Genomic DNA, 18,122 nt, shown 5'->3' on the forward strand with positions numbered 1-18,122 from the left:
CTGAAAAGCCGATATAGCTCAGTTGGTAGAGCAGCGCATTCGTAATGCGAAGGTCGTAGGTTCGACTCCTATTATCGGCACCAACAAACTCAGTAAGTTACTCTATTTTTATTGCTCCTCCATTTAGAGGGGAGAAGTATTTTGGACGTAACCCCCCAAAAATCGAATCAATTTTGGCTCGCCTATTCCTGTAAATGCCTTGTCGATAAGTGCGCATAACGTTGCACCCTATCGAGCGTTGTTTACATCCGAGGGCGATTTTCGCCCGATTTATGCGCAAATCCTGATGTGGACAGCCTTTCTGTTAAGCGCTTGTGCGACTACGCGAGTAGTTTACGTGCAACCTCCAGCCGTTCCGCTCCCCGCTGAGTGAGAGGCTGATACGCCTTACCCGGCGATACCAGATCCGATGATGTGGGGCGACAGCCTAACGCTAAACGTTAAGGCGTTCTCAACTATTGGACAGTGCAACCTGGATAAGGCGGGGATCAGGAAGATTGACGCGGAGAGGGTGAAGGCTGACCCAGTGACCAAATGAAAAACCGCCCGTAGGCGGCTTGAGTTAACCTCTGTAGCGCCCCTCGCGATGCCAGAGCATCAACATTGAATTCATGATCGCCGTGCTAAAGAGGCTGATTAACAGCGTGTGCCACGGTTGCACGAAAGCAGCCACGGTAAACAGAGCCAGATCAAACACCATCTGACACCGACCAGCATTCCAGCGCTTAACCTTGTAAAGCCAAAGGCACACGATCCCGGTTCCGCCGATTGAGGCCGAGTGTCTCGCAAAGGCGAGTACCCCCATACCCAAGAGCACAGCTCCCGCGATACCGCCAGTGATCGGGTTAACGTGCGGTAATAGCATTAGGCCGCAAGCGTGGACGGCATAGCCGAGCACAAGCGAAACGACCAGCGTTTTACCTGCAAAGGCTCTCCCCATCGTAAAGACGCTAAACAGGATGAAAGGGAGGTTGATCATCGGCACGAGCTGAGCCGGGCTGTAGGGAACAACGTAAGAAAGTAACAGCGCCATCCCTGCCGCCCCACCTGTGATTAACCCTGAGCTACCAAGCGTGGCAATTCCCATCGCAGATAAGGTAATCCCGGTGATGAATCCAGCGATGTTATCGAAGGTGCTGTGTGGCGGGAAATCTGCGGCTGTTGTCATTGCGCCAGCCCTCGACCGTTTGCAGTTTCACAACGTTGAAACTGATCCCGGCTGCCTTTAGCAAACGCTTTACACTGAACGAGCGTAGCGGGTACGGGCGGGAATGGTTGAGACATAGGAACCGAGCGAGAGTAGTTGTTATACATCGGCGCTGGAGTGTTTCTCGATGGCTTCATAGCCTTGTTAACAACGTTTCGTGTTGCAGTGGTCGCCGCTGTTCGAGCTACATGATGCGCTATCTTGTGATGCACTGGCGGGTGATAGGTTGGGGCGCTGTGATGTGCCGGGGCGTGGTAGCTGTAGTGTGAGTGAGAATGCCCCCTATGACCACGGGCGAACGCGCCGACAGAAACAGCCATTACAGCCACTGCGATTAATGCTCTCATTTTTCTATTCCGATGAGTTAGTGAGAGCGTTATTAGAAGCGATACAGCGTGCAATAAGTATCAATTCGAGCCATTGCTAAGTGGCTCTATATCATCTCGATACTTACCTTTACCCCGCAAGCGTGGGCGTAACGTGCGATGGTGTTAGTCGTTACATTGAGAGGGTTTTTCTCTATTCGACGAACTGATTTTATATCAATCCCCATCCGGGACGATATTACCGCCGTAGATACGCCAGCAACGTTACGCCACTCCTCTAGCTGTTTGATAAGACACTCTTTGCGATATTGGTTTTTACACTCGAAAGCGACGTTGAAAACAGAATCATTCATATACTCGTGATGCAGATAGCCGAGGTTGTCGCCTTTTCGGTGCTCAGCGAGCCACGCCGCGCGATATTCGGGGTTTGTCTCCATAAGCTCATCATGAACCTCGCTAAATGGGCGCACAGGCTTTGGCTTGACGGTAGGGATATAAAATTCTTGAGTCATGGTTATTAACTGTTAGCCGGACGGGCAAAACAGGGTAGCAGCCTTGCCGAGCGCAGCAAACAGCCCCCGCCTCAAACCGCTCGAATTGAAACTTTCTCGAATACTGCCGTGTTGCCAGCTCGCGCGATGGTAGGTGAAGTGAGTTTATAAAATTACGCTTGATGCTCTGAAAAGAACCTCAAACCGGGTTTTATGTAAGTTCCCACCGTCGGCGGTTACGTCGATCCCCGCAGAGATACAAAACTACACAGAGAAAATTCCAAATGACGACCGAAAAGAAAGTAGGTCGCCCCTCTGACTACTTGCCGGAGGTAGCGGAGGACATTTGTAGCCTCATCGCTAACGGTGAGAGCGTACGGAGTGTCTTATGAGGGTATCGAGGGTTCGATTATTATTCCGGGGAACGTCTCTCAGGTTTGCATGTACATCGAAATCCTAATTTACGATCAATATTACAAGCAGCCGCTTGGTTATTGAGCTGAATCCTTAAACCCAATTCGCTTGTTTTGAAACCTTTAATTAATCCAGCCTGGTAAGATCTCACCAACATATTAAGGTGAGGAAATTAGAGAGTGAAACGCCTTTCAGGGTTGTTAGCTGTATGTTTACTGGCTGGCTGTGCACAAGCCAACATAACCCCTAACGAGCACTCAGTTAGCTACTCAAAGCGAGCATGAGTATTAGATGTTAAGGGTGAGGTTACCGCTCTGTATGACGTGAATAACTCTGGGAAAGCGGAAAACGTACGCATTGTCTCTAGCTCTGCGAAATTCATTTTTGACACCCAGGTTAAGACGTCTATTTATCGGTGGCGATTCAAGCCGAATGCGCCTATCAAGAATGCGTCAGCTCATATCGTCTTTGACAAACCATGAAAAAAATCGCTTTAGCTTTCTTAATAACGGTATCAACCCCGGCTCTATCTGAGCCGTGGTATGTCTCGCCCGGTGGGAAATCATCAAACGTCTCAAGCGGGGAGATTCAGGCTCGCTCAACTGACGATGCAGCGGCCTATGTTGTTCGTTGTTCCAACCCGAAATCTGATGCGATCACTATTTCTGACGCGCTAATCATTTTCGACAGGCAGATCGCAAACAACACCGTAGATGTGAGAGCCGGTAAGGCGTCCGACAAAGAGCTGTTTCTCTTTTCCTCCGAATGGAAAGTTATGAGGGAGAAGCACAGCGCCAATCTCTCCCCGCCGCGAGGGATTCACCTCAGAGATTTCATGCTTGATGGGGGTTCACTTGAGGTCAGATTCATCACAGACCACGGGCCGGACATTGTGAAATTCTCGCTCGAGGGGTTCGCGTCGGCTTATCGAAAGTGAATACACCGCTGTAAGTAAAACCAAAAGAGAGGGTAGTAGTGAAAAAATTAGTCGCATTGGCGCTCGGCGCGGTCATGTTGTCAGGATGTACGGTTCGAGTGGCAGACCTGACCGTAGCAAGCACAAAAAACTATAACCTGAACTCAAACCGCTTTGTTAAAGGTGCTCGCGTGAAAGGCGAGGATACTTACCCAGTAGTGTTGTTCCCGTTTGGGATTCCTAACGTTAAGACCGCAACAGATCGCGCTATTGAGAATGACAAATGCGCCGTAGCGCTTACCGACGCTGTTGTTACTCAGCTTAATCATGCTTTCATCGTCGGTGAAATAGGTTTTCGCGTAGAGGGCAACCTGGTCATTGATCAGAGCCAGCCAGGATGTGAGAACGACGGCCCGCACGTAGCCGCACCACTCCGGGTAATTCCGCGAGCTTAAGTCGAGGTAAAAAATGAGCATCATCACAGCAGAGGCGGGGCAATACTTTTCCGTGTCGGTCGATAACGGGCTACACGTTTACAAAGTGGTCGCATGGACAGAAAACGAGCGGAACGGCTTAGACCCGCTTTGCGTGCCTGTAGCGCTTTATCAGCACGCCATAGGTGAATGGACTTTCATTTCAAACAGCGCCAGCGCACATCCTTACACTGACGAGAAACGCCCGTTTGTTCACTTTGTGAATTACTTCAACTGCAAGGGCGATACTACCGCCCTTTACCGGGAGATCAACGCAATCGCTCAGGTTTGGGAATACCCGCTAATCAACCTTAGCGATAATAAAAAAGGCTGATACGCGCCCGATCAAGGCCGCAAGCCAACAACAGCAACCCGCCTCGGCGGGTTTTTTTGTGGCCTGAATTCCCCATCAGCGCCGATCTCAGTGACTTTCTCGCTAAAAACAACTAACCCATTAACAGGTCACAAGATGCCAGCAGGAACGCTTACGCTAGCTGACGGCTCTAGCTATAGCCGACACAAGCGGCGAGGAGGCACACAGTACGTAAGCGTTGCACTATTATTGTGCGTAATGTATTAGCTTTGCTAATAAATCATAAATAAGTATCATTGCTGCTACTATTGTCACTAACATAGAGATCTTTTATAAATATTGCCCTCAACGCAACAGAGGGCAATATGAACGATCACAGATGCAATGTGAGGGAGTGCGTCGTTAGCGACGTTATAAAATGGATTGGTAAGAATATACAAGAAAATATAAAGGCTGAGGAAGTGGCTAAGATGAGTGGTTATTCATCCTGGCATTTTCAGAGGGTTTTTAGAGGATTTACGGGGTGTACATTATCCCACTATATACGAGCAATGAGGTTAGTTAAGGTTACAGAGGAGTTGGCTAGTTCAACTTACAAAATAACACATATCGCGTGTGACTATGGATTCCCAACACAGCAAATACTAACAAGGATGTTCAGGAAATACTTTAACTGTACGCCGACGCAATTTAGACGAACAATCAAAGCATATCCTGAACTTTTTGAGACAATAAAGACCAGGTTAATGACTGGCGCTCAAATAGACCTTAGTTCCAAAGGCTGGTTAAGTATGTTAAAAGAAAATGAAGTAACACACTAAAGCCCAAAAAATAAAACCAATAGCAAACACAGAATACCAGGCGAAACGAGGAGACATATAAAATCCTTAGAATCCGCTTTGTCTATCAAGGCGGATTTAATCAGTATCAAACAGCCTCAACGCTTTAAATCGAGGCGTATTTTAATAAGGTGAGGGGAAGAAAATTATCAACCTGAGCTATTTTGTCGCTATTGCCGCCACTTAATATTTTCAGTGTTAGATTTCGCCTTATTACAATCCTCACAAAGAACCTGCAAGTTAATAATCTCAAGCGCCAGATGCGGAAATTTCGAGCGTGGCTTGATGTGGTCAACGTGCATCACGAACCCATGTTGAGCCGTCACACCACACGCCCCACATCGCCCGCCGTATAGTTACAACGCCTGATAGCGTAGCTTTCGCCATTCCGGCGAGCATCCCTCGGAGATATTGCCTATTTTGTCACCCTGATTGAGGCGTAATGATCAGGATGCGCTATAGCGTTGCTTTCTGCTTGCGCCACTGACGGCGAAGAGAGCCAGCACAAGGCGGCGTTTCGTGTGGGACGTAGGTGAGACGTAACTGAGACGAGAAAGGATTTAAGAGAGTTTATATGGCTTTCCAACTTTACACATTATAGGAGGTGTGAGCGCGAAATAATGAGGTAAGTGACTGTGCTAAAAGGCAATTATTCGGATTCGTAATGCGAAGGTCGTAGGTTCGACTCCTATTATCGCACCATCCCCCTTTCAACCAATCCGCTTAGCAAAACAGACCGCATCATCGCGCCCCACATACACCCCGTAATTGGGAATCTTTTGATATCCCTGATTTAAGTAAAAATCTACCGCCCGGGTATTTACGACACGGGTTTCTAAACAGAGCTCCTGATACCCGAGCTCGCGCGCGGCCTGCTCCAGCCAGGTCAGAATGGCTGTGCCAATACCGGGTTGTGTTCTGCTCGAAAACATTCTTTTTAGTTCGGCAGTGGTAGCCGACACCGGACGAAACGCGCCGCAGCCGACTGGCGTTTGGCTGGCATCTCTGGCGATAACCCACCGTGCCCCCGGCACCATGACATCGTCCAGCTTGAAATTGCTTTCCCCGCTGGAGCCCGTAATGTGGGATAACTCAGCCGATAGATATTCAATAAGTCGCTGCGAATCAGCACTGCGTGGGTCGGATTCTTCAATCGTGATCATGTTCGCGAACTCTTTATTGTTATTTATGCCGATAAATTGCATTTATATTCGAGTGGGTAATGGATGTCACCCCCCTGATAATGGTACCGTAGTTAGCCGATTCTCAGGAGGTCGCCATGCTGGATATCACGCATTTTGGACTGTTTGCTCTGTCTGTTCTTCTTCTTTCCATCACGCCGGGGCCAGATATCGCCTACGTTGTCGGGCAGAGCGTGGCCAATGGGCGCCGGGCCGGGGTGATCTCTGCGGCGGGAGTGGCGTTAGGAAGTTGTACCCATGCGGTTGCCAGCGCGGTAGGTCTCACCGCGTTAATCGCCGCCTCTCCGCTGATGTTCACCGTGATTAAATATTTAGGTGCAGCCTATCTGATGTATCTGGGCAGCAAGATGATTCTGGGCACGCTAAGCAAGAAGAAGGCCAAGGATACAGCGCGGCCGACCATTAAGCCGCTACTGCACCCTTACAGTTTACTGTCGAAAGGCTTTATTACTACCCTCACCAATCCGAAGGTACTGCTGTTTTTCATCTCCTTCTTCCCGCAATTTGTCTCCCCGGGCGGCGAGCATCAGGCGGTCTCATTCCTGCTGCTGGGGCTGGTTTATGCGCTCATTGCGTTTCTCACCGACGTGACTTTTGCCGTTCTGGCGGGCAGCGCCGCAGGAGCGGTATCGCAAAATAAAACGCTGCAAACGCTGTTGGATCGCGTTGTTGGCGCGACCTTTATCACCCTGGGTATTCGTCTGGCGCTGACCCGTCGATAATCGAACGATTCAGAAAGGGCATCCCCTCAATATTCAGGATTGCCCCTTCGACGGCTTAACGTTAACCTCTGCGTTTTCGGAGCTCTTGAATGACCGTTACCGATGCCCTGCTGGCCTTTACTCTCGCTGCCACGCTACTGACACTGACTCCCGGCCTTGATACCGCCTTGATCCTGCGCACCGCCACTGCGGAAGGTGGCAAAAAAGCCTTCCATGCAGCACTGGGGATAGATGTGGGCTGTTTTATATGGGGAGCAATGGTGGCTTTTGGGCTGGGGGCGCTGCTGGCAGTGTCTGAATTCGCCTATACGCTACTGAAATGGTTTGGGGCAGCCTACCTTTGCTGGTTAGGCATTCAACTCTTACTGCGCCCGCGTCAGCAATTTACCCTTAATCAGGCTGCAACCCATGCATCGGGTAACTGGTTTGTACGCGGGATGCTGGGCAACGTGCTTAACCCAAAAATGGGCGTATTTTACGTCTCGTTTTTACCGCAATTTATCCCGAACGGTCACTCGCCGCTGCTCTGGACGTTTTTGTTGGTGGGTATCCACGTGCTGATTGGCACCCTCTGGTCGCTGACCTTGATTGTGGCGACGCGCTACGCCGCCGGAGTGCTAAAAAAGCCCGCCGTGGTGAAATGGATGGATCGCACAACGGGCTGCGTCTTTTTGCTGTTTGCCGCCAAACTGGCCATCAGTAAGCGCTAGCATTACGCTGGCCGCTTCGCATGCACCCGGGTAAGAGAAGCGGGGAATTTCTCAAGTTTGTTGGCCGGGCGAATCGGCCGTCTCACCAGTTCGCCTCCGCAATTTGGGCAGCGATGGTCCAGCGCGTGTTCAGCGCACTCTGCGCAATAGGTGCATTCAAAAGAGCAGATTCTTGCCGCCGTTGATTCAGGCGGCAAATCGTCATCGCACCATTCACAGTTGGGACGTAATTCCAGCATTGTGTGCTCCTGTAAGCGAAAAAACGGACAGCGTTATCGGCCCTGACTTTTTTAGCGCGGGTCGTTAACCCGCCTCCAGCATGCCGAAACTAACAATCCGCGAACGGCCCAGCTCCTTCGCGCGGTATAGCGCTACGTCGGCCGCGCGCAGCAGGGTATCGCTCTGAGCATGTTCCGGGTAGCTGGCGATGCCGATAGAGACATCAACCGGGCCGAGTTCAGCCAGGCCATAGCGCAGCGACAATCCCCGTACCCCGTCATAAATTTCCGTTGCGCAGGCGTGGGCGGCAGCTTCATCTGCCCCGGCGAGCAGCGCCAGAAACTCCTCGCCGCCATAGCGGAAAGCAAGGCCGGATTCATGCACGGCGCGCTGCACAATCGTCGCCACGCTTTTAATGACCAGATCGCCCGCCTCGTGACCAAAACGGTCATTAATGCTCTTGAAGTGATCGATGTCGATCATCAGACAGCTCACCGGCTCCTTATTACGTACGGCCTGCGCCATTTGGGTTCGCAGGGTATCTTCCAGATGATGGCGGTTGCGCAGGCCGGTCAGCGGATCGAACAGGGCTTTTTCCAGCAAGGCATCGCGCAATCTCTGGTTAGCCAGCGCCAGGCCCAGCGCCTCTGCCATTAACTCCAGATAAGCACGCGACGGAGCGTTTTCAGGGGTAAGGTTCTGGAAAGAGAGCAGCCCAATGGCTTCTCCCTGGGCGATAAGGGGCACGCATAAGGATTGATGTGCGCAGGATGCTGGCAAGTGATAGCAGGTGATATCCGGCTCACCGCTCCTCGGAGGGTGGCTCTGCCCGCGCCGTACCGCCCAGCATGCATCCGGATGGAACGCCGTTTTGTCCCCCTCTGGTGCCAGCCATTCCGCGGCGCAGCGCATCTCCCAGAGTTCGCGATCGAGAATATATAAGCGCCCGGAAACGCCAGGCGCGATATTGGGGGCAAACAGCTTCGCCACGTTAATGACATCCGCAAAGTTCTCGCATCCCTGCAGGCGCTGCGTCATCCGTGCCAGCAGTTCGCGGATGGCCCAGTCGGCATCGCGCTCTTTTTCCAGCCGCTGTCGGGCCAGGCCGTTTTCACGGAAGATACGGATGGCCTGCGCCATATCGCCAATTTCATCGATCTGATTGAAGTTCGGCGTTTCAACGGCGTAATCCTGTGAAGCCAGCCGGTGCACCACGTCGCTCAGGCGCACCACCGGGTGCAGGACGCGGCGTTTAAGAATAAAGCCCAGCACGAACAAGAAGAGCAGGGCAGTGAGGCCCACCATCACTTCCGAAGCGGTGCGCAACGTTTTTGATTTGTTGGTGGCGGCGTGAACGTCGGCGATGATCCGTTTGTCCAGCATCTGGCGAAAATGGTCAATTTGTCGCTGGGCGCGTTCAAGCTCTTGTTCATAAGGTGAGCCATAAAGCAGGTCCACGGCCTGTTGCTCTTCCCCCCTGGCCATACCCGCCAGTGCCGCCTGCTGTTCGTCCTGCAACTCATCGATAATTTGTAATCCGTCACGCAGCAGGGAGAGCTCTTCAATAGAGGCGCCATTATCCTTCAGCTGCGTCAGCCTAACTTCCACGTTCTTCAGTTCGCGGGCCTCCTGCCGGTACGCTTCCAGTGCGGAGGGATCTTTTTTGATGACGAACAGGCGGGCTAAGTCAGACAGCCTCCAGGCATCTGTTTCGATCTCTTCGCTGAATTGATCAAACATCTGCCGCTGTTTCACGGCCTGACGCTCAACGTTGTCAGCATGAGAAGCCATTAGCATCACAATGCCTGAGGCGATAGTCAGACAGACGGTGGCGCCGTAGGCCCAGTTGGTAATCGTAGCGATTCGCACCTGTTGGATCCTTTTACGACGAAAGTGGGGTGGCGTTCTTTCAAATTATAGAAAATGTTTGATTTCAGCTAATAAAAAAGGCGGCACAGTGCCGCCTGGTTTATCGTTTACCGATGCCCCTTCACAAATCGGGCGGAGTTTTCCCCTCTTCAAGGAAATCGGCATCCAGCTCTTCGGTGTTGCCAGCATGGTCACGTCCGGAGAAGAGATTCCAGCAGGCGATAAACAGCGCCGCAATCAGCGGGCCAATCACAAAGCCGTTGATCCCGTACAACTCCATGCCGCCGAGGGTGGAGATAAGGATCAGATAGTCTGGCATTTTGGTGTCCTTGCCCACCAGCAACGGACGCAGAATGTTATCCACCAGCCCAACGATAATCACAAAGAAGCCGACAATAAACAGCCCTTGCCACAGCTGGTGCGTAGCGAAAAGGAAGATGGCGGCAGGCACCCAGACGATAGCCGAGCCGACGGCCGGGACGAGCGAGAGGAACGCCATCAGCGCGCCCCACAATATGCTGCCGTCGATGCCGACAATCGCGAATGCAATCCCGCCAAGCGTGCCCTGAACGACCGCCACTACCGCCGTACCTTTCACCGTTGCCCGTGAGACGCCGACGAATTTGGCAAACAGGTGCTCTTTCGCAAAGTTGCTCAACGGCAGCGAATCCAGGATCTGACGCACCAGGTAAGGCCCATCCTTCAGCAGGAAGAAGAGCAGATAGAGCATAATGCCAAAGCTGATGGCGAAGCCAAATGTGCCTTTGCCGATCAGGAATGCGCTGCCAGCCAGGTACTGCCCACCCCGCAGCGCGGCTTCAGAGAGTTTTTTCTGAATCTCCGCCGCATTCGCCAGGTTATGATCGGCAAGAAAGCCGCTCGCCCAGCCGGGCAGGCGGTTAAGGATACCGGCCACCACTTCCGGGAACTGGGTATTGTTTTGCTGAAGCTTGGTGTACACCACGTTCAGCTCAATGGCGAGCGACGAGAGGATCACCATCAACGGAATAAAGACGATCAGGCAGATAATGCACAGGGTCAAAAACGACGCCAGGCCGTTGCGCTCGCCCAGCAGGGTGCGCAGTTTGTTTTTCACCGGGTTGAAAATGATGGTCAGGATGGCCGCCCACAAAATGGCAGAGAAGTAGGGGGAGAGCACATCAAAAAAAGCCCAGGTGACAAGGGCGAGAATAAAGATGAAGAAACCTTTGGTCAGTCCGTTAAATCGCATAGTGAATCCTGATAACTAAGTAACTGTGACGACTATAGAACCCTTTAACGGATTTACCAATAATTGCGCGCGTGCTTCATCAGATAAGCGGGCGGGCGGGGGCCCGGGTCCAGTGATGGCCTCTAAAGACTGCGTAAGGCATACAAAGGTTTAGCAAACAGAAAACAGATACCACTTTCGCCTGACCGAGAAAGTTTGCCCCCCGCGCCATGCTGTAAGTATCTTCTTGCGGAGGACATTATGGCCTGGCGACCAATACTCTACGTGATCCTCACAGCCCACCCCAGACTCAGCGCACGACGTGCCCGGCTGCGGCTGGTTGGCTAGCTTTTTGTTAACAATCGCGGTATAACACACCTTCTTTGGATGTTTAGATGTCCATACGTTTAGAAGGTAATATGCAAACAGAACACGAAAATGGGCAGCTAAAGCGCACCATGAAAACACGCCACCTGATTATGCTCTCGCTGGGTGGGGTCATTGGCACAGGGTTATTCTTCAATACCGGATACATTATTTCGACCACCGGCGCGGCGGGTACGCTGCTGGCGTACCTGATTGGCGCACTGGTTGTGTGGCTGGTGATGCAGTGTCTGGGTGAACTTTCCGTCGCGATGCCGGAGACTGGCGCATTCCACGTCTATGCCGCCCGCTATCTGGGCCCGGCGACCGGGTACACCGTCGCCTGGCTTTACTGGCTCACCTGGACGGTCGCGCTCGGGTCGAGCTTTACCGCCGCCGGATTCTGCATGCAGTACTGGTTCCCGCAGGTGCCCGTCTGGGTGTGGTGCGTGGTGTTCTGCGTCGTGATTTTTGCTCTGAACGTCATCTCTACCCGGTTCTTTGCCGAAGGGGAGTTCTGGTTCTCGCTGGTGAAAGTTATCACCATCATTGCCTTTATCATTCTCGGCGGCGCGGCGATCTTTGGGTTTATCCCGATGCAGGACGGCTCTCCCGCGCCGGGCCTGAGCAATATCACCGCTGAAGGCTGGTTCCCGCACGGCGGTCTGCCGATCCTGATGACCATGGTGGCGGTGAACTTCGCCTTCTCGGGAACGGAGCTGATCGGCATTGCGGCGGGGGAGACCGAAAACCCGCACAAGGTGATTCCGGTAGCGATCCGTACCACCATTGCCCGGCTGATCATTTTCTTTATCGGCACCGTCTTTGTGCTGGCGGCCCTGATCCCGATGCAGCAGGCCGGGGTAGAGAAAAGCCCATTCGTGCTGGTCTTTGAGAAAGTGGGTATTCCTTACGCGGCGGATATCTTTAACTTTGTGATTCTGACGGCAATCCTTTCGGCGGCGAACTCGGGGTTATATGCCTCTGGCCGGATGCTGTGGTCGCTCTCGAACGAGAAAACGTTGCCGCGTTGCTTTGCCCGGGTTAACAAAAATGGCGTGCCGCTGACGGCGCTGTCGGTATCGATGCTGGGCGGCGTACTGGCGCTGTTCTCAAGCGTGGTGGCCCCGGATACGGTATTCGTCGCGCTTTCTGCCATTTCCGGTTTCGCGGTGGTGGCGGTGTGGATCAGCATTTGCGCTTCGCACTTTGTCTTCCGCCGCCGTCATGTGCAGGCTGGCCTGCCGCTCTCTGACCTGCACTATCGGGCGCCGTGGTATCCGTTAGTGCCGGTGCTTGGTTTTATCCTCTGCGTAGTGGCCTGCGTCGGCCTGTGGTTTGACCCCAGCCAGCGCATTGCCCTTTATTGCGGACTCCCCTTCGTCGCCCTGTGTTATGGTGCGTACTACCTGACCCGAAATCTGACAACGCAGGAGCATCAACATGTCGCAGAATAATCCGCTTACCGCCATCCTCGAGAAACAACCCTTTGTGGTGCTGGATGGCGCGATGGCAACGGAGCTGGAAGCGCGCGGCTGTAATCTTGCAGACGGCCTCTGGTCTGCCAAAGTGCTGGTGGAAAACCCGGATCTTATCCGTGAAGTGCACCTTGATTACTATCGTGCTGGCGCGCAGGTGGCGATCACCGCCAGCTATCAGGCGACGCCTGCAGGCTTTGCGGCACGCGGGCTGGACGAGGCGCAATCCCGGGCGCTGATTGGTAAAAGCGTGGAGCTGGCGCGCAAAGCGCGCGAGGCATATCTGGCCGAGAACGCCCAGGCGGGCACGCTGCTGGTGGCGGGCTCCGTCGGGCCCTATGGTGCTTACCTGGCGGATGGCTCCGAATACCGCGGCGACTACGTGCGCAGCGCGGAAGAATTTACCGCGTTCCACCGCCCACGGGTAGAGGCGCTGCTGGACGCGGGGGCCGATCTGCTGGCCTGCGAAACCCTGCCGTCATTCCCTGAAATTAAAGCGCTGGCCGCGTTGCTGACAGAATACCCCCGCGCCCGGGCATGGTTCTCGTTTACCCTGCGCGACAGCGAGCACCTGAGCGACGGCACGCCGCTGCGTGAAGTCATTGCTGTGCTGGATAACTTCCCACAGATTGTGGCGTTGGGTATCAACTGTATCGCCCTGGAGAACACCACGGCGGCGCTGCAACATCTGCAAGGCCTGACGGCATTGCCGCTGGTGGTCTATCCGAACTCGGGCGAGCACTATGATGCGGTGAGCAAGACCTGGCATCACCACGGTGAAGCGTGCGAGACGCTGGCGGGGTATTTGCCGCAATGGCAGTCGGCCGGAGCGAAGTTAATTGGCGGGTGTTGTCGGACGACACCGAAGGATATTGCTGAGTTATATGCGCTGCGCTGAGTTTTGTGCAGCCTGATGCCCTCACCCCGGCCCTCTCCCACAGGGAGAGGGAGAAAATCGCGAAAAGACGAAAACTGAACGGCCCCCTCTCCTACAGGGAGAGGGAGAAAACCGCGAAAAGACGAAAACTGAACGGTCCCCTCTCCCACAGGGAGAGGGAGAAAACCGTGAAAAGACGAAAACTGAACGGTCCCCTCTCCCTTGAGGGAGAGGGTTAGGGTGAGGGGGGAGACGCGCGCACAACCTCACGCCACGTCTGCCAGCACAAACATCCCGTACGGATGAATCTCCAGGTAATACGACTCCCCCAGGTCCGGCTGTAGCCGCGTGGCATTCACCTGCAACAAAATTTCCTGCCCGTGCCACTCCACAATCACTTCATACTGCGGTCCCATATAGGCCACGTGGCGAATCACGCAGCGCTGGCTTGCCTCGCCGTGCTGACTCAAGGTGATGGCCTCCGGGCGTACCCCAACGGTGCCTGTTCCCTGCGCGGCGAAATGCAGCGGACGGGGCAGTCGGTAGCCGTGGATTTCCACCGCCTCTTCACTGAAGTTCGCCGGAAAGAGGTTGGCATCCCCCATAAAGCTCGCCATAAAGCGCGACGCGGGCTGACGGTAGAGATCCTGCGGGGAGCCAATCTGCATAATATTGCCCTTGTTCATCACCAGTACGGTGTCAGAGACCGCAAACGCCTCGCTCTGATCGTGGGTCACATACAGCGAGGTGATATTGAACTGCTTCTGCAGCTCGCGAATTTTATCGCGCATGCTGCGTCTGAGGTTGGCGTCGAGGTTACTCAGCGGCTCATCAAAGAGCAGAACTTTGGGTTTGAGGATCAGCGCACGGGCCAGCGCCACGCGCTGCTGCTGCCCGCCGGAGATCTGATCCACATAGCGATCTTCAAATCCCTCCAGGTCCACCATCGCCAGCGCCTCCTGGACGCGGGTTTTAATCTCCGCGCGCGAGACGCCCAGCATCTTCAGGCCGTAGCCGACGTTCTCCCCCAGCGACATATGCGGGAAGAGGGCGTAGGACTGGAACACCATGCAGATATCACGCTGCTGAATGGAGCGGTGTGTCACATCTTCACCGTCGATATAAATCTGCCCTTCGGTCGGCTTCTCCAGTCCGGCCACCAGACGCAGGACGGTCGTTTTGCCGCAGCCAGATGGGCCGAGCAGCGTCACCATTTGTCCTTGCGGAATCGCCAGGTTGATATTCTCAATCACCGTGTTAGCGCCAAAGCGCTTGGTCACGTTACGCAGTTCAACAAAATGTTTCTGAGTCATAGTGTTACGCCTGGTTTTTGGCTTTTGAACGGGAGATACGTGCCTCACCGATCAGCCAGTCAAAGAGGAAAATGATCGCCAGCATGACCACAATCAGGATCGAGCCGTAGGCAATCGCCACGCCATATTCGCCGTCTTCCACGCGGTTCAGAATGTAGGCCGTTGCCACGCGGGTATCCGGCGTGACGAGGAACACAATGGCGCTGACGGTGGTAATAGCGCGCACAAAGCTGTAGATCAGCGCCGACAAAATGGCGGGGCGCAGCAGTGGCAGCAGGATGTGGGTAATGGTTCGCAAGCTCCCGGCACGCAGACTGAGTGAGGCTTCATCCAGCGACTTGTCGATCTGACCCAGCCCGGCGATCCCGGCGCGAATGCCCACCGGCACGTTACGCATCACCATGGAAATAATGACGATGGCGGCGGTGCCGGTCAGGTACACCGGCGCGCTGTTAAAGGCCAGAATATAGGAGACGCCAGCCACGGTGCCCGGTACGGCGAAGCAGAGCATGGTGGTGAACTCGATAGTCTTTTTCCCTTTAAACTGCTGGCGCACAACCACCCACGCAATCAGCAGACCGAAGGCGGCGGTGATCGGCGCGGCGATCCCGGCGTAGAGCAGCGTGTCGAGCAGCGAAGGCCATGCGCCGTCGCTCATGCCCTGGCCGAACAACTTGATAAAGTTATCCAACGTCAGGGTGTAATCCACCCCCCAGTTGACGGTGAAGCTGCCGTAGAAAATGCTGCCGTAAAGCAGGGCGTTGAAGGCGACCCACACCGCCAACAGCACGATCACGCTCCACACCAGCGTCACCGGTAGCGGCTGCACATCACCGCGGTAGGATTTACCGGAGACGGTCACGTAGGAGCGTTTGCCGATCCACATGTACTGGATACAGAACACCAGCAGCGAGAAGAGCAGCAGGAAGGCACCCAGCGTACTGGCCGCCTGATAGTCCAGCTGCGAACCGGTGATATAGAAGTAGATTTGCGTCGCCAGCACGTCGAAGTTGCCGCCCAGCACCAGCGGGTTACTGAAGTCCGCCAGCGACTGGACAATGACAATTAAAAAGGCGTTGGCCAGCGCCGGTTTCAGCAGCGGCACGAAGACGCCGTTAAAGGTCTGCCAGCGGCTGGCGCGCAGCGTATAGGAGGCCTCTTCCAGCGACGGATGAATAGTCTTAATGGCCCCGTCGAGGATCATAAAGGCCATCGGCGTAAAGGCCAGCACCTGCGCCAGCCAGATGCCGGTAAAGCCGTACAGCCAGTTGGTATTGGTTAAACCGAACCATTCCACCATAAATTCGGTCACATAGCCGGAGCGCCCCATCATCAGCGTTACGCCTAAGCCCACCACAAACGGCGGGGTCACAATGGGCAGAATGGAGAAGATGCGGCCGATGATCGCGCTGCGTTTGGCGATGCGAGTGGTGTAAATGGCCAGCACCAGCCCGAAGAAGGTGCAGCCGATACCGACGGCAATCGACAACAGAATGGAGTTAATGATCACCTGAATGATGTGCGCCTGCGAGAGCACATTCATAAACGCCAGCGGAGCAAACTCGCCGGCATCGTTGGTAAACATCGGAATAAAGATGGCGATGCTGGGCCAGACGATGAAAATGCCGATCAGGGCAACAATGGTGATAAGGGATCCAATGACAAAGCGGTCACCGCCCAGCCACTCCAGGCGGGTGAGGGCTAGAGTCATGATGGCACCCAGCGCCACGAACAGCACGATGGTGGCATAGCCTAAACCGCGCCCTTCCAGGGTAGCGCTTATGACCACAAACGCCATGCACAGTAGCGCCCAGCCGGCGTCCAGATAATGGCGGCTGCGCTGTTCGCGTTTCGCTTCGTTAAACGGACGCACCAGCAGCAGGCTTGGCAGCACGTACCACAGCCAGCTGATATTAACCTGCGACCAGCTGTAGGCATCGAGGATCTCGTCGCTGGTGGACTCCAGCAGGCCGTAATCAAGGCTCCAGCTCGGCAGCAGGGCAAAGGCCAGCCAGCCGAGTAAAACCCAAAGGAATACCGCATCCCGTTTTTTGACGGGATGGAGAGCGAGTGTGTGTGACATAAGTTTTCCAGGTGTTGGAGACCCGGCGGCAAAATGGCGCCGGGTGATAACCACTGTTTGCGGGCTTATTTACCCATCTTCACGTCGCTGACCCATTTGTTGATCAACGCTTTTCGCACATCCGTGGAGCCATACTTATCCATGTCGTAACTGATCAACTTCAGATCGTCGAGCTTGAGGGAGTTCGGCGAAGTTTCCGCCGTGGTGTTGGTCAGGATCTGATAGGATTTACCTTTCTTCCATGCCAGCTCCTGAGCCTCTTTCGACAACACCCAGTCGACGAACAGCTTCGCGTTCTCTTCGTTACGCGCCCCTTTCAGAATGCTCACGCCGCCAATTTCATACCCGGTGCCTTCGCACGGGGAGAGCAGCTCCAGCGGCGCCCCTTGCTCTTTTTCCAGGGAGTAGTCGTGCAAGAACCCGATGCCGATGGCCGTTTCGCCGCGGGCGGCGTTACGCGCCGGGGCGATGCCGGATTTGGTGTACTGAGAGACGTTACCGTTAAGCTGCTTCAGGTAGTCGAAGGCCTGATCTTCACCCCACAGCTGGACAAAGGTTGCCAGCGCCGTGTAGGCAGTGCCGGAACTTTGCGGATCGGCAATCTGGATCTCGCCTTTGTATTCCGGTTTGGTCAGATCTTTCCAGCACTGAGGCACCGGCAGGTTCTTCTCTTTCAGACGCTGGGTGTTCACACCAAAGCCGAGGATCCCGACGTAGACCGCCGAAGAGAGGTTGCCCTTCACTTTGGCCGGATCGCGGAATTTCTCCATGATCTGCTCAAGATTCTTCGATTTGTACGGCTGCAGCAGCCCCATTTCGCCCGCCTGAGACTGCGGATCCAGGGTGCCGCCATACCAGACGTCGGCCTGCGGGTTTTTCTTCTCGGCATCCACCTTCGCCAGCGTGCTGCCGGAACCGTTGCGGATAAACGAGGTTTTGACATCGTACTTATCGCCGAACGCTTTGGTCTCGGCTTCGCACATTTCGTTGGTTGCGCTGCAGTAAACCACCAGGCGGCCTTTGGCCTGTGCGGCACCCGTTAAGGTAGCCAGCGCGATCCCGGAAGCAATGAGGGTAGAGAGAAGAGTCGTTTTCAT

General features: G+C 54.4%; 17 protein-coding genes, 1 tRNA gene and 3 pseudogenes. 11 read left to right on the forward strand and 10 right to left on the reverse strand.

Annotation, left to right across the window (positions count from 1 at the left end; translation table 11 throughout):
* Positions 1 to 7 precede the first annotated feature (7 nt).
* Positions 8 to 83 (forward strand) — tRNA-Thr (locus tag WFN75_RS00215).
* 479 nt (positions 84 to 562) lie between these two features.
* Here the strand turns inward: WFN75_RS00215 and WFN75_RS00220 are convergent.
* Together WFN75_RS00220 and WFN75_RS00225 are read right to left on the reverse strand one after the other, a co-directional pair.
* Positions 563 to 1,168 (reverse strand): YitT family protein, encoded by a 606-nt coding sequence (locus tag WFN75_RS00220; protein WP_336995406.1) that lies wholly within the window; start codon positions 1,166 to 1,168, stop codon positions 563 to 565.
* Positions 1,169 to 1,640: 472 nt separating this feature from the next.
* Positions 1,641 to 2,045 (reverse strand): helix-turn-helix domain-containing protein, encoded by a 405-nt coding sequence (locus tag WFN75_RS00225; protein WP_156132632.1) that lies wholly within the window; start codon positions 2,043 to 2,045, stop codon positions 1,641 to 1,643.
* Positions 2,046 to 2,308: 263 nt separating this feature from the next.
* Between WFN75_RS00225 and WFN75_RS00230 the strand changes: the two are divergent.
* The 6 genes and pseudogenes from WFN75_RS00230 to WFN75_RS22605 all read left to right on the forward strand — a co-directional run.
* Positions 2,309 to 2,410: pseudogene (locus tag WFN75_RS00230) on the forward strand (ubiquitin carboxyl-hydrolase); the annotation flags it as partial.
* 336 nt (positions 2,411 to 2,746) lie between these two features.
* Positions 2,747 to 2,920: pseudogene (locus WFN75_RS22600) on the forward strand (TonB family protein); the annotation flags it as partial.
* A complete protein-coding gene (locus WFN75_RS00235; protein ID WP_336995407.1) occupies positions 2,917 to 3,375 on the forward strand; it encodes a hypothetical protein in 459 nt (152 codons plus the stop codon). The pseudogene WFN75_RS22600 and the gene WFN75_RS00235, both read left to right, overlap by 4 nt.
* Positions 3,376 to 3,413: 38 nt before the next feature.
* Positions 3,414 to 3,809: a hypothetical protein gene (locus tag WFN75_RS00240; protein WP_336995408.1), complete on the forward strand. Its 396-nt coding sequence runs from the start codon at positions 3,414 to 3,416 to the stop codon at positions 3,807 to 3,809.
* A gap of 13 nt (positions 3,810 to 3,822) precedes the next feature.
* On the forward strand, positions 3,823 to 4,161 hold the full coding sequence (locus tag WFN75_RS00245; protein WP_336995409.1) for a hypothetical protein: 339 nt from the start codon (positions 3,823 to 3,825) through the stop codon (positions 4,159 to 4,161).
* Positions 4,162 to 4,610: 449 nt separating this feature from the next.
* The gene (locus WFN75_RS22605; RefSeq protein WP_442913303.1) at positions 4,611 to 4,961 is read left to right on the forward strand and encodes a helix-turn-helix domain-containing protein; all 351 of its coding nucleotides are present in this window, start codon (positions 4,611 to 4,613) and stop codon (positions 4,959 to 4,961) included.
* A 188-nt stretch (positions 4,962 to 5,149) separates the two neighbouring features.
* Here WFN75_RS22605 and WFN75_RS00250 read toward each other — a convergent pair.
* Positions 5,150 to 5,308: pseudogene (locus WFN75_RS00250) on the reverse strand (HNH endonuclease); the annotation flags it as partial.
* 381 nt (positions 5,309 to 5,689) lie between these two features.
* Positions 5,690 to 6,184 carry a GNAT family N-acetyltransferase gene (locus WFN75_RS00255; RefSeq protein ID WP_336995410.1) on the reverse strand — a complete coding sequence of 165 codons (495 nt, stop codon included), beginning with the start codon at positions 6,182 to 6,184 and terminating at the stop codon, positions 5,690 to 5,692.
* A 74-nt stretch (positions 6,185 to 6,258) separates the two neighbouring features.
* Between WFN75_RS00255 and WFN75_RS00260 the strand changes: the two genes are divergently transcribed.
* Positions 6,259 to 6,903 carry a LysE family translocator gene (locus tag WFN75_RS00260; RefSeq protein WP_336995411.1) on the forward strand — a complete coding sequence of 215 codons (645 nt, stop codon included), beginning with the start codon at positions 6,259 to 6,261 and terminating at the stop codon, positions 6,901 to 6,903.
* 89 nt (positions 6,904 to 6,992) lie between these two features.
* On the forward strand, positions 6,993 to 7,613 hold the full coding sequence (locus WFN75_RS00265; protein WP_336995412.1) for a LysE family translocator: 621 nt from the start codon (positions 6,993 to 6,995) through the stop codon (positions 7,611 to 7,613).
* A 2-nt stretch (positions 7,614 to 7,615) separates the two neighbouring features.
* Here WFN75_RS00265 and WFN75_RS00270 read toward each other — a convergent pair whose 3' ends face one another.
* The 3 genes from WFN75_RS00270 to WFN75_RS00280 all read right to left on the reverse strand — a co-directional run bounded on the left by WFN75_RS00270 (position 7,616) and on the right by WFN75_RS00280 (position 10,932).
* On the reverse strand, positions 7,616 to 7,852 hold the full coding sequence (locus tag WFN75_RS00270) for a DUF1272 domain-containing protein (RefSeq protein ID WP_336995413.1): 237 nt from the start codon (positions 7,850 to 7,852) through the stop codon (positions 7,616 to 7,618).
* 64 nt (positions 7,853 to 7,916) lie between these two features.
* Positions 7,917 to 9,701: a diguanylate cyclase gene (locus WFN75_RS00275; protein WP_046886725.1), complete on the reverse strand. Its 1,785-nt coding sequence runs from the start codon at positions 9,699 to 9,701 to the stop codon at positions 7,917 to 7,919.
* Positions 9,702 to 9,822: 121 nt separating this feature from the next.
* Complete coding sequence (locus tag WFN75_RS00280; RefSeq protein ID WP_046886726.1) at positions 9,823 to 10,932, reverse strand: AI-2E family transporter; 1,110 nt, start codon at positions 10,930 to 10,932, stop codon at positions 9,823 to 9,825.
* A 398-nt stretch (positions 10,933 to 11,330) separates the two neighbouring features.
* Between WFN75_RS00280 and mmuP the strand changes: the two genes are divergently transcribed.
* The gene (mmuP, locus tag WFN75_RS00285; RefSeq protein WP_046886727.1) at positions 11,331 to 12,731 is read left to right on the forward strand and encodes an S-methylmethionine permease; all 1,401 of its coding nucleotides are present in this window, start codon (positions 11,331 to 11,333) and stop codon (positions 12,729 to 12,731) included.
* Positions 12,718 to 13,650: a homocysteine S-methyltransferase gene (gene mmuM, locus WFN75_RS00290; protein ID WP_207293067.1), complete on the forward strand. Its 933-nt coding sequence runs from the start codon at positions 12,718 to 12,720 to the stop codon at positions 13,648 to 13,650. The genes mmuP and mmuM overlap by 14 nt, the downstream gene beginning before the upstream one ends.
* 245 nt (positions 13,651 to 13,895) lie before the next feature.
* Here mmuM and fbpC read toward each other — a convergent pair whose 3' ends face one another.
* From fbpC to WFN75_RS00305, 3 genes are all read right to left on the reverse strand, one after another.
* Complete coding sequence (gene fbpC / locus WFN75_RS00295; RefSeq protein ID WP_212477082.1) at positions 13,896 to 14,942, reverse strand: ferric ABC transporter ATP-binding protein; 1,047 nt, start codon at positions 14,940 to 14,942, stop codon at positions 13,896 to 13,898.
* 4 nt (positions 14,943 to 14,946) lie between these two features.
* Complete coding sequence (locus WFN75_RS00300) at positions 14,947 to 17,025, reverse strand: ABC transporter permease (RefSeq protein WP_336995414.1); 2,079 nt, start codon at positions 17,023 to 17,025, stop codon at positions 14,947 to 14,949.
* Positions 17,026 to 17,090: 65 nt separating this feature from the next.
* Positions 17,091 to 18,122, reverse strand: a complete 1,032-nt coding sequence (locus WFN75_RS00305; RefSeq protein WP_336995415.1) for an ABC transporter substrate-binding protein — start codon at positions 18,120 to 18,122, stop codon at positions 17,091 to 17,093.

Origin of the sequence: Leclercia sp. UBA7405 (assembly GCF_037152215.1) — a bacterium.
Lineage (GTDB): Bacteria > Pseudomonadota > Gammaproteobacteria > Enterobacterales > Enterobacteriaceae > Enterobacter > Enterobacter pneumoniae.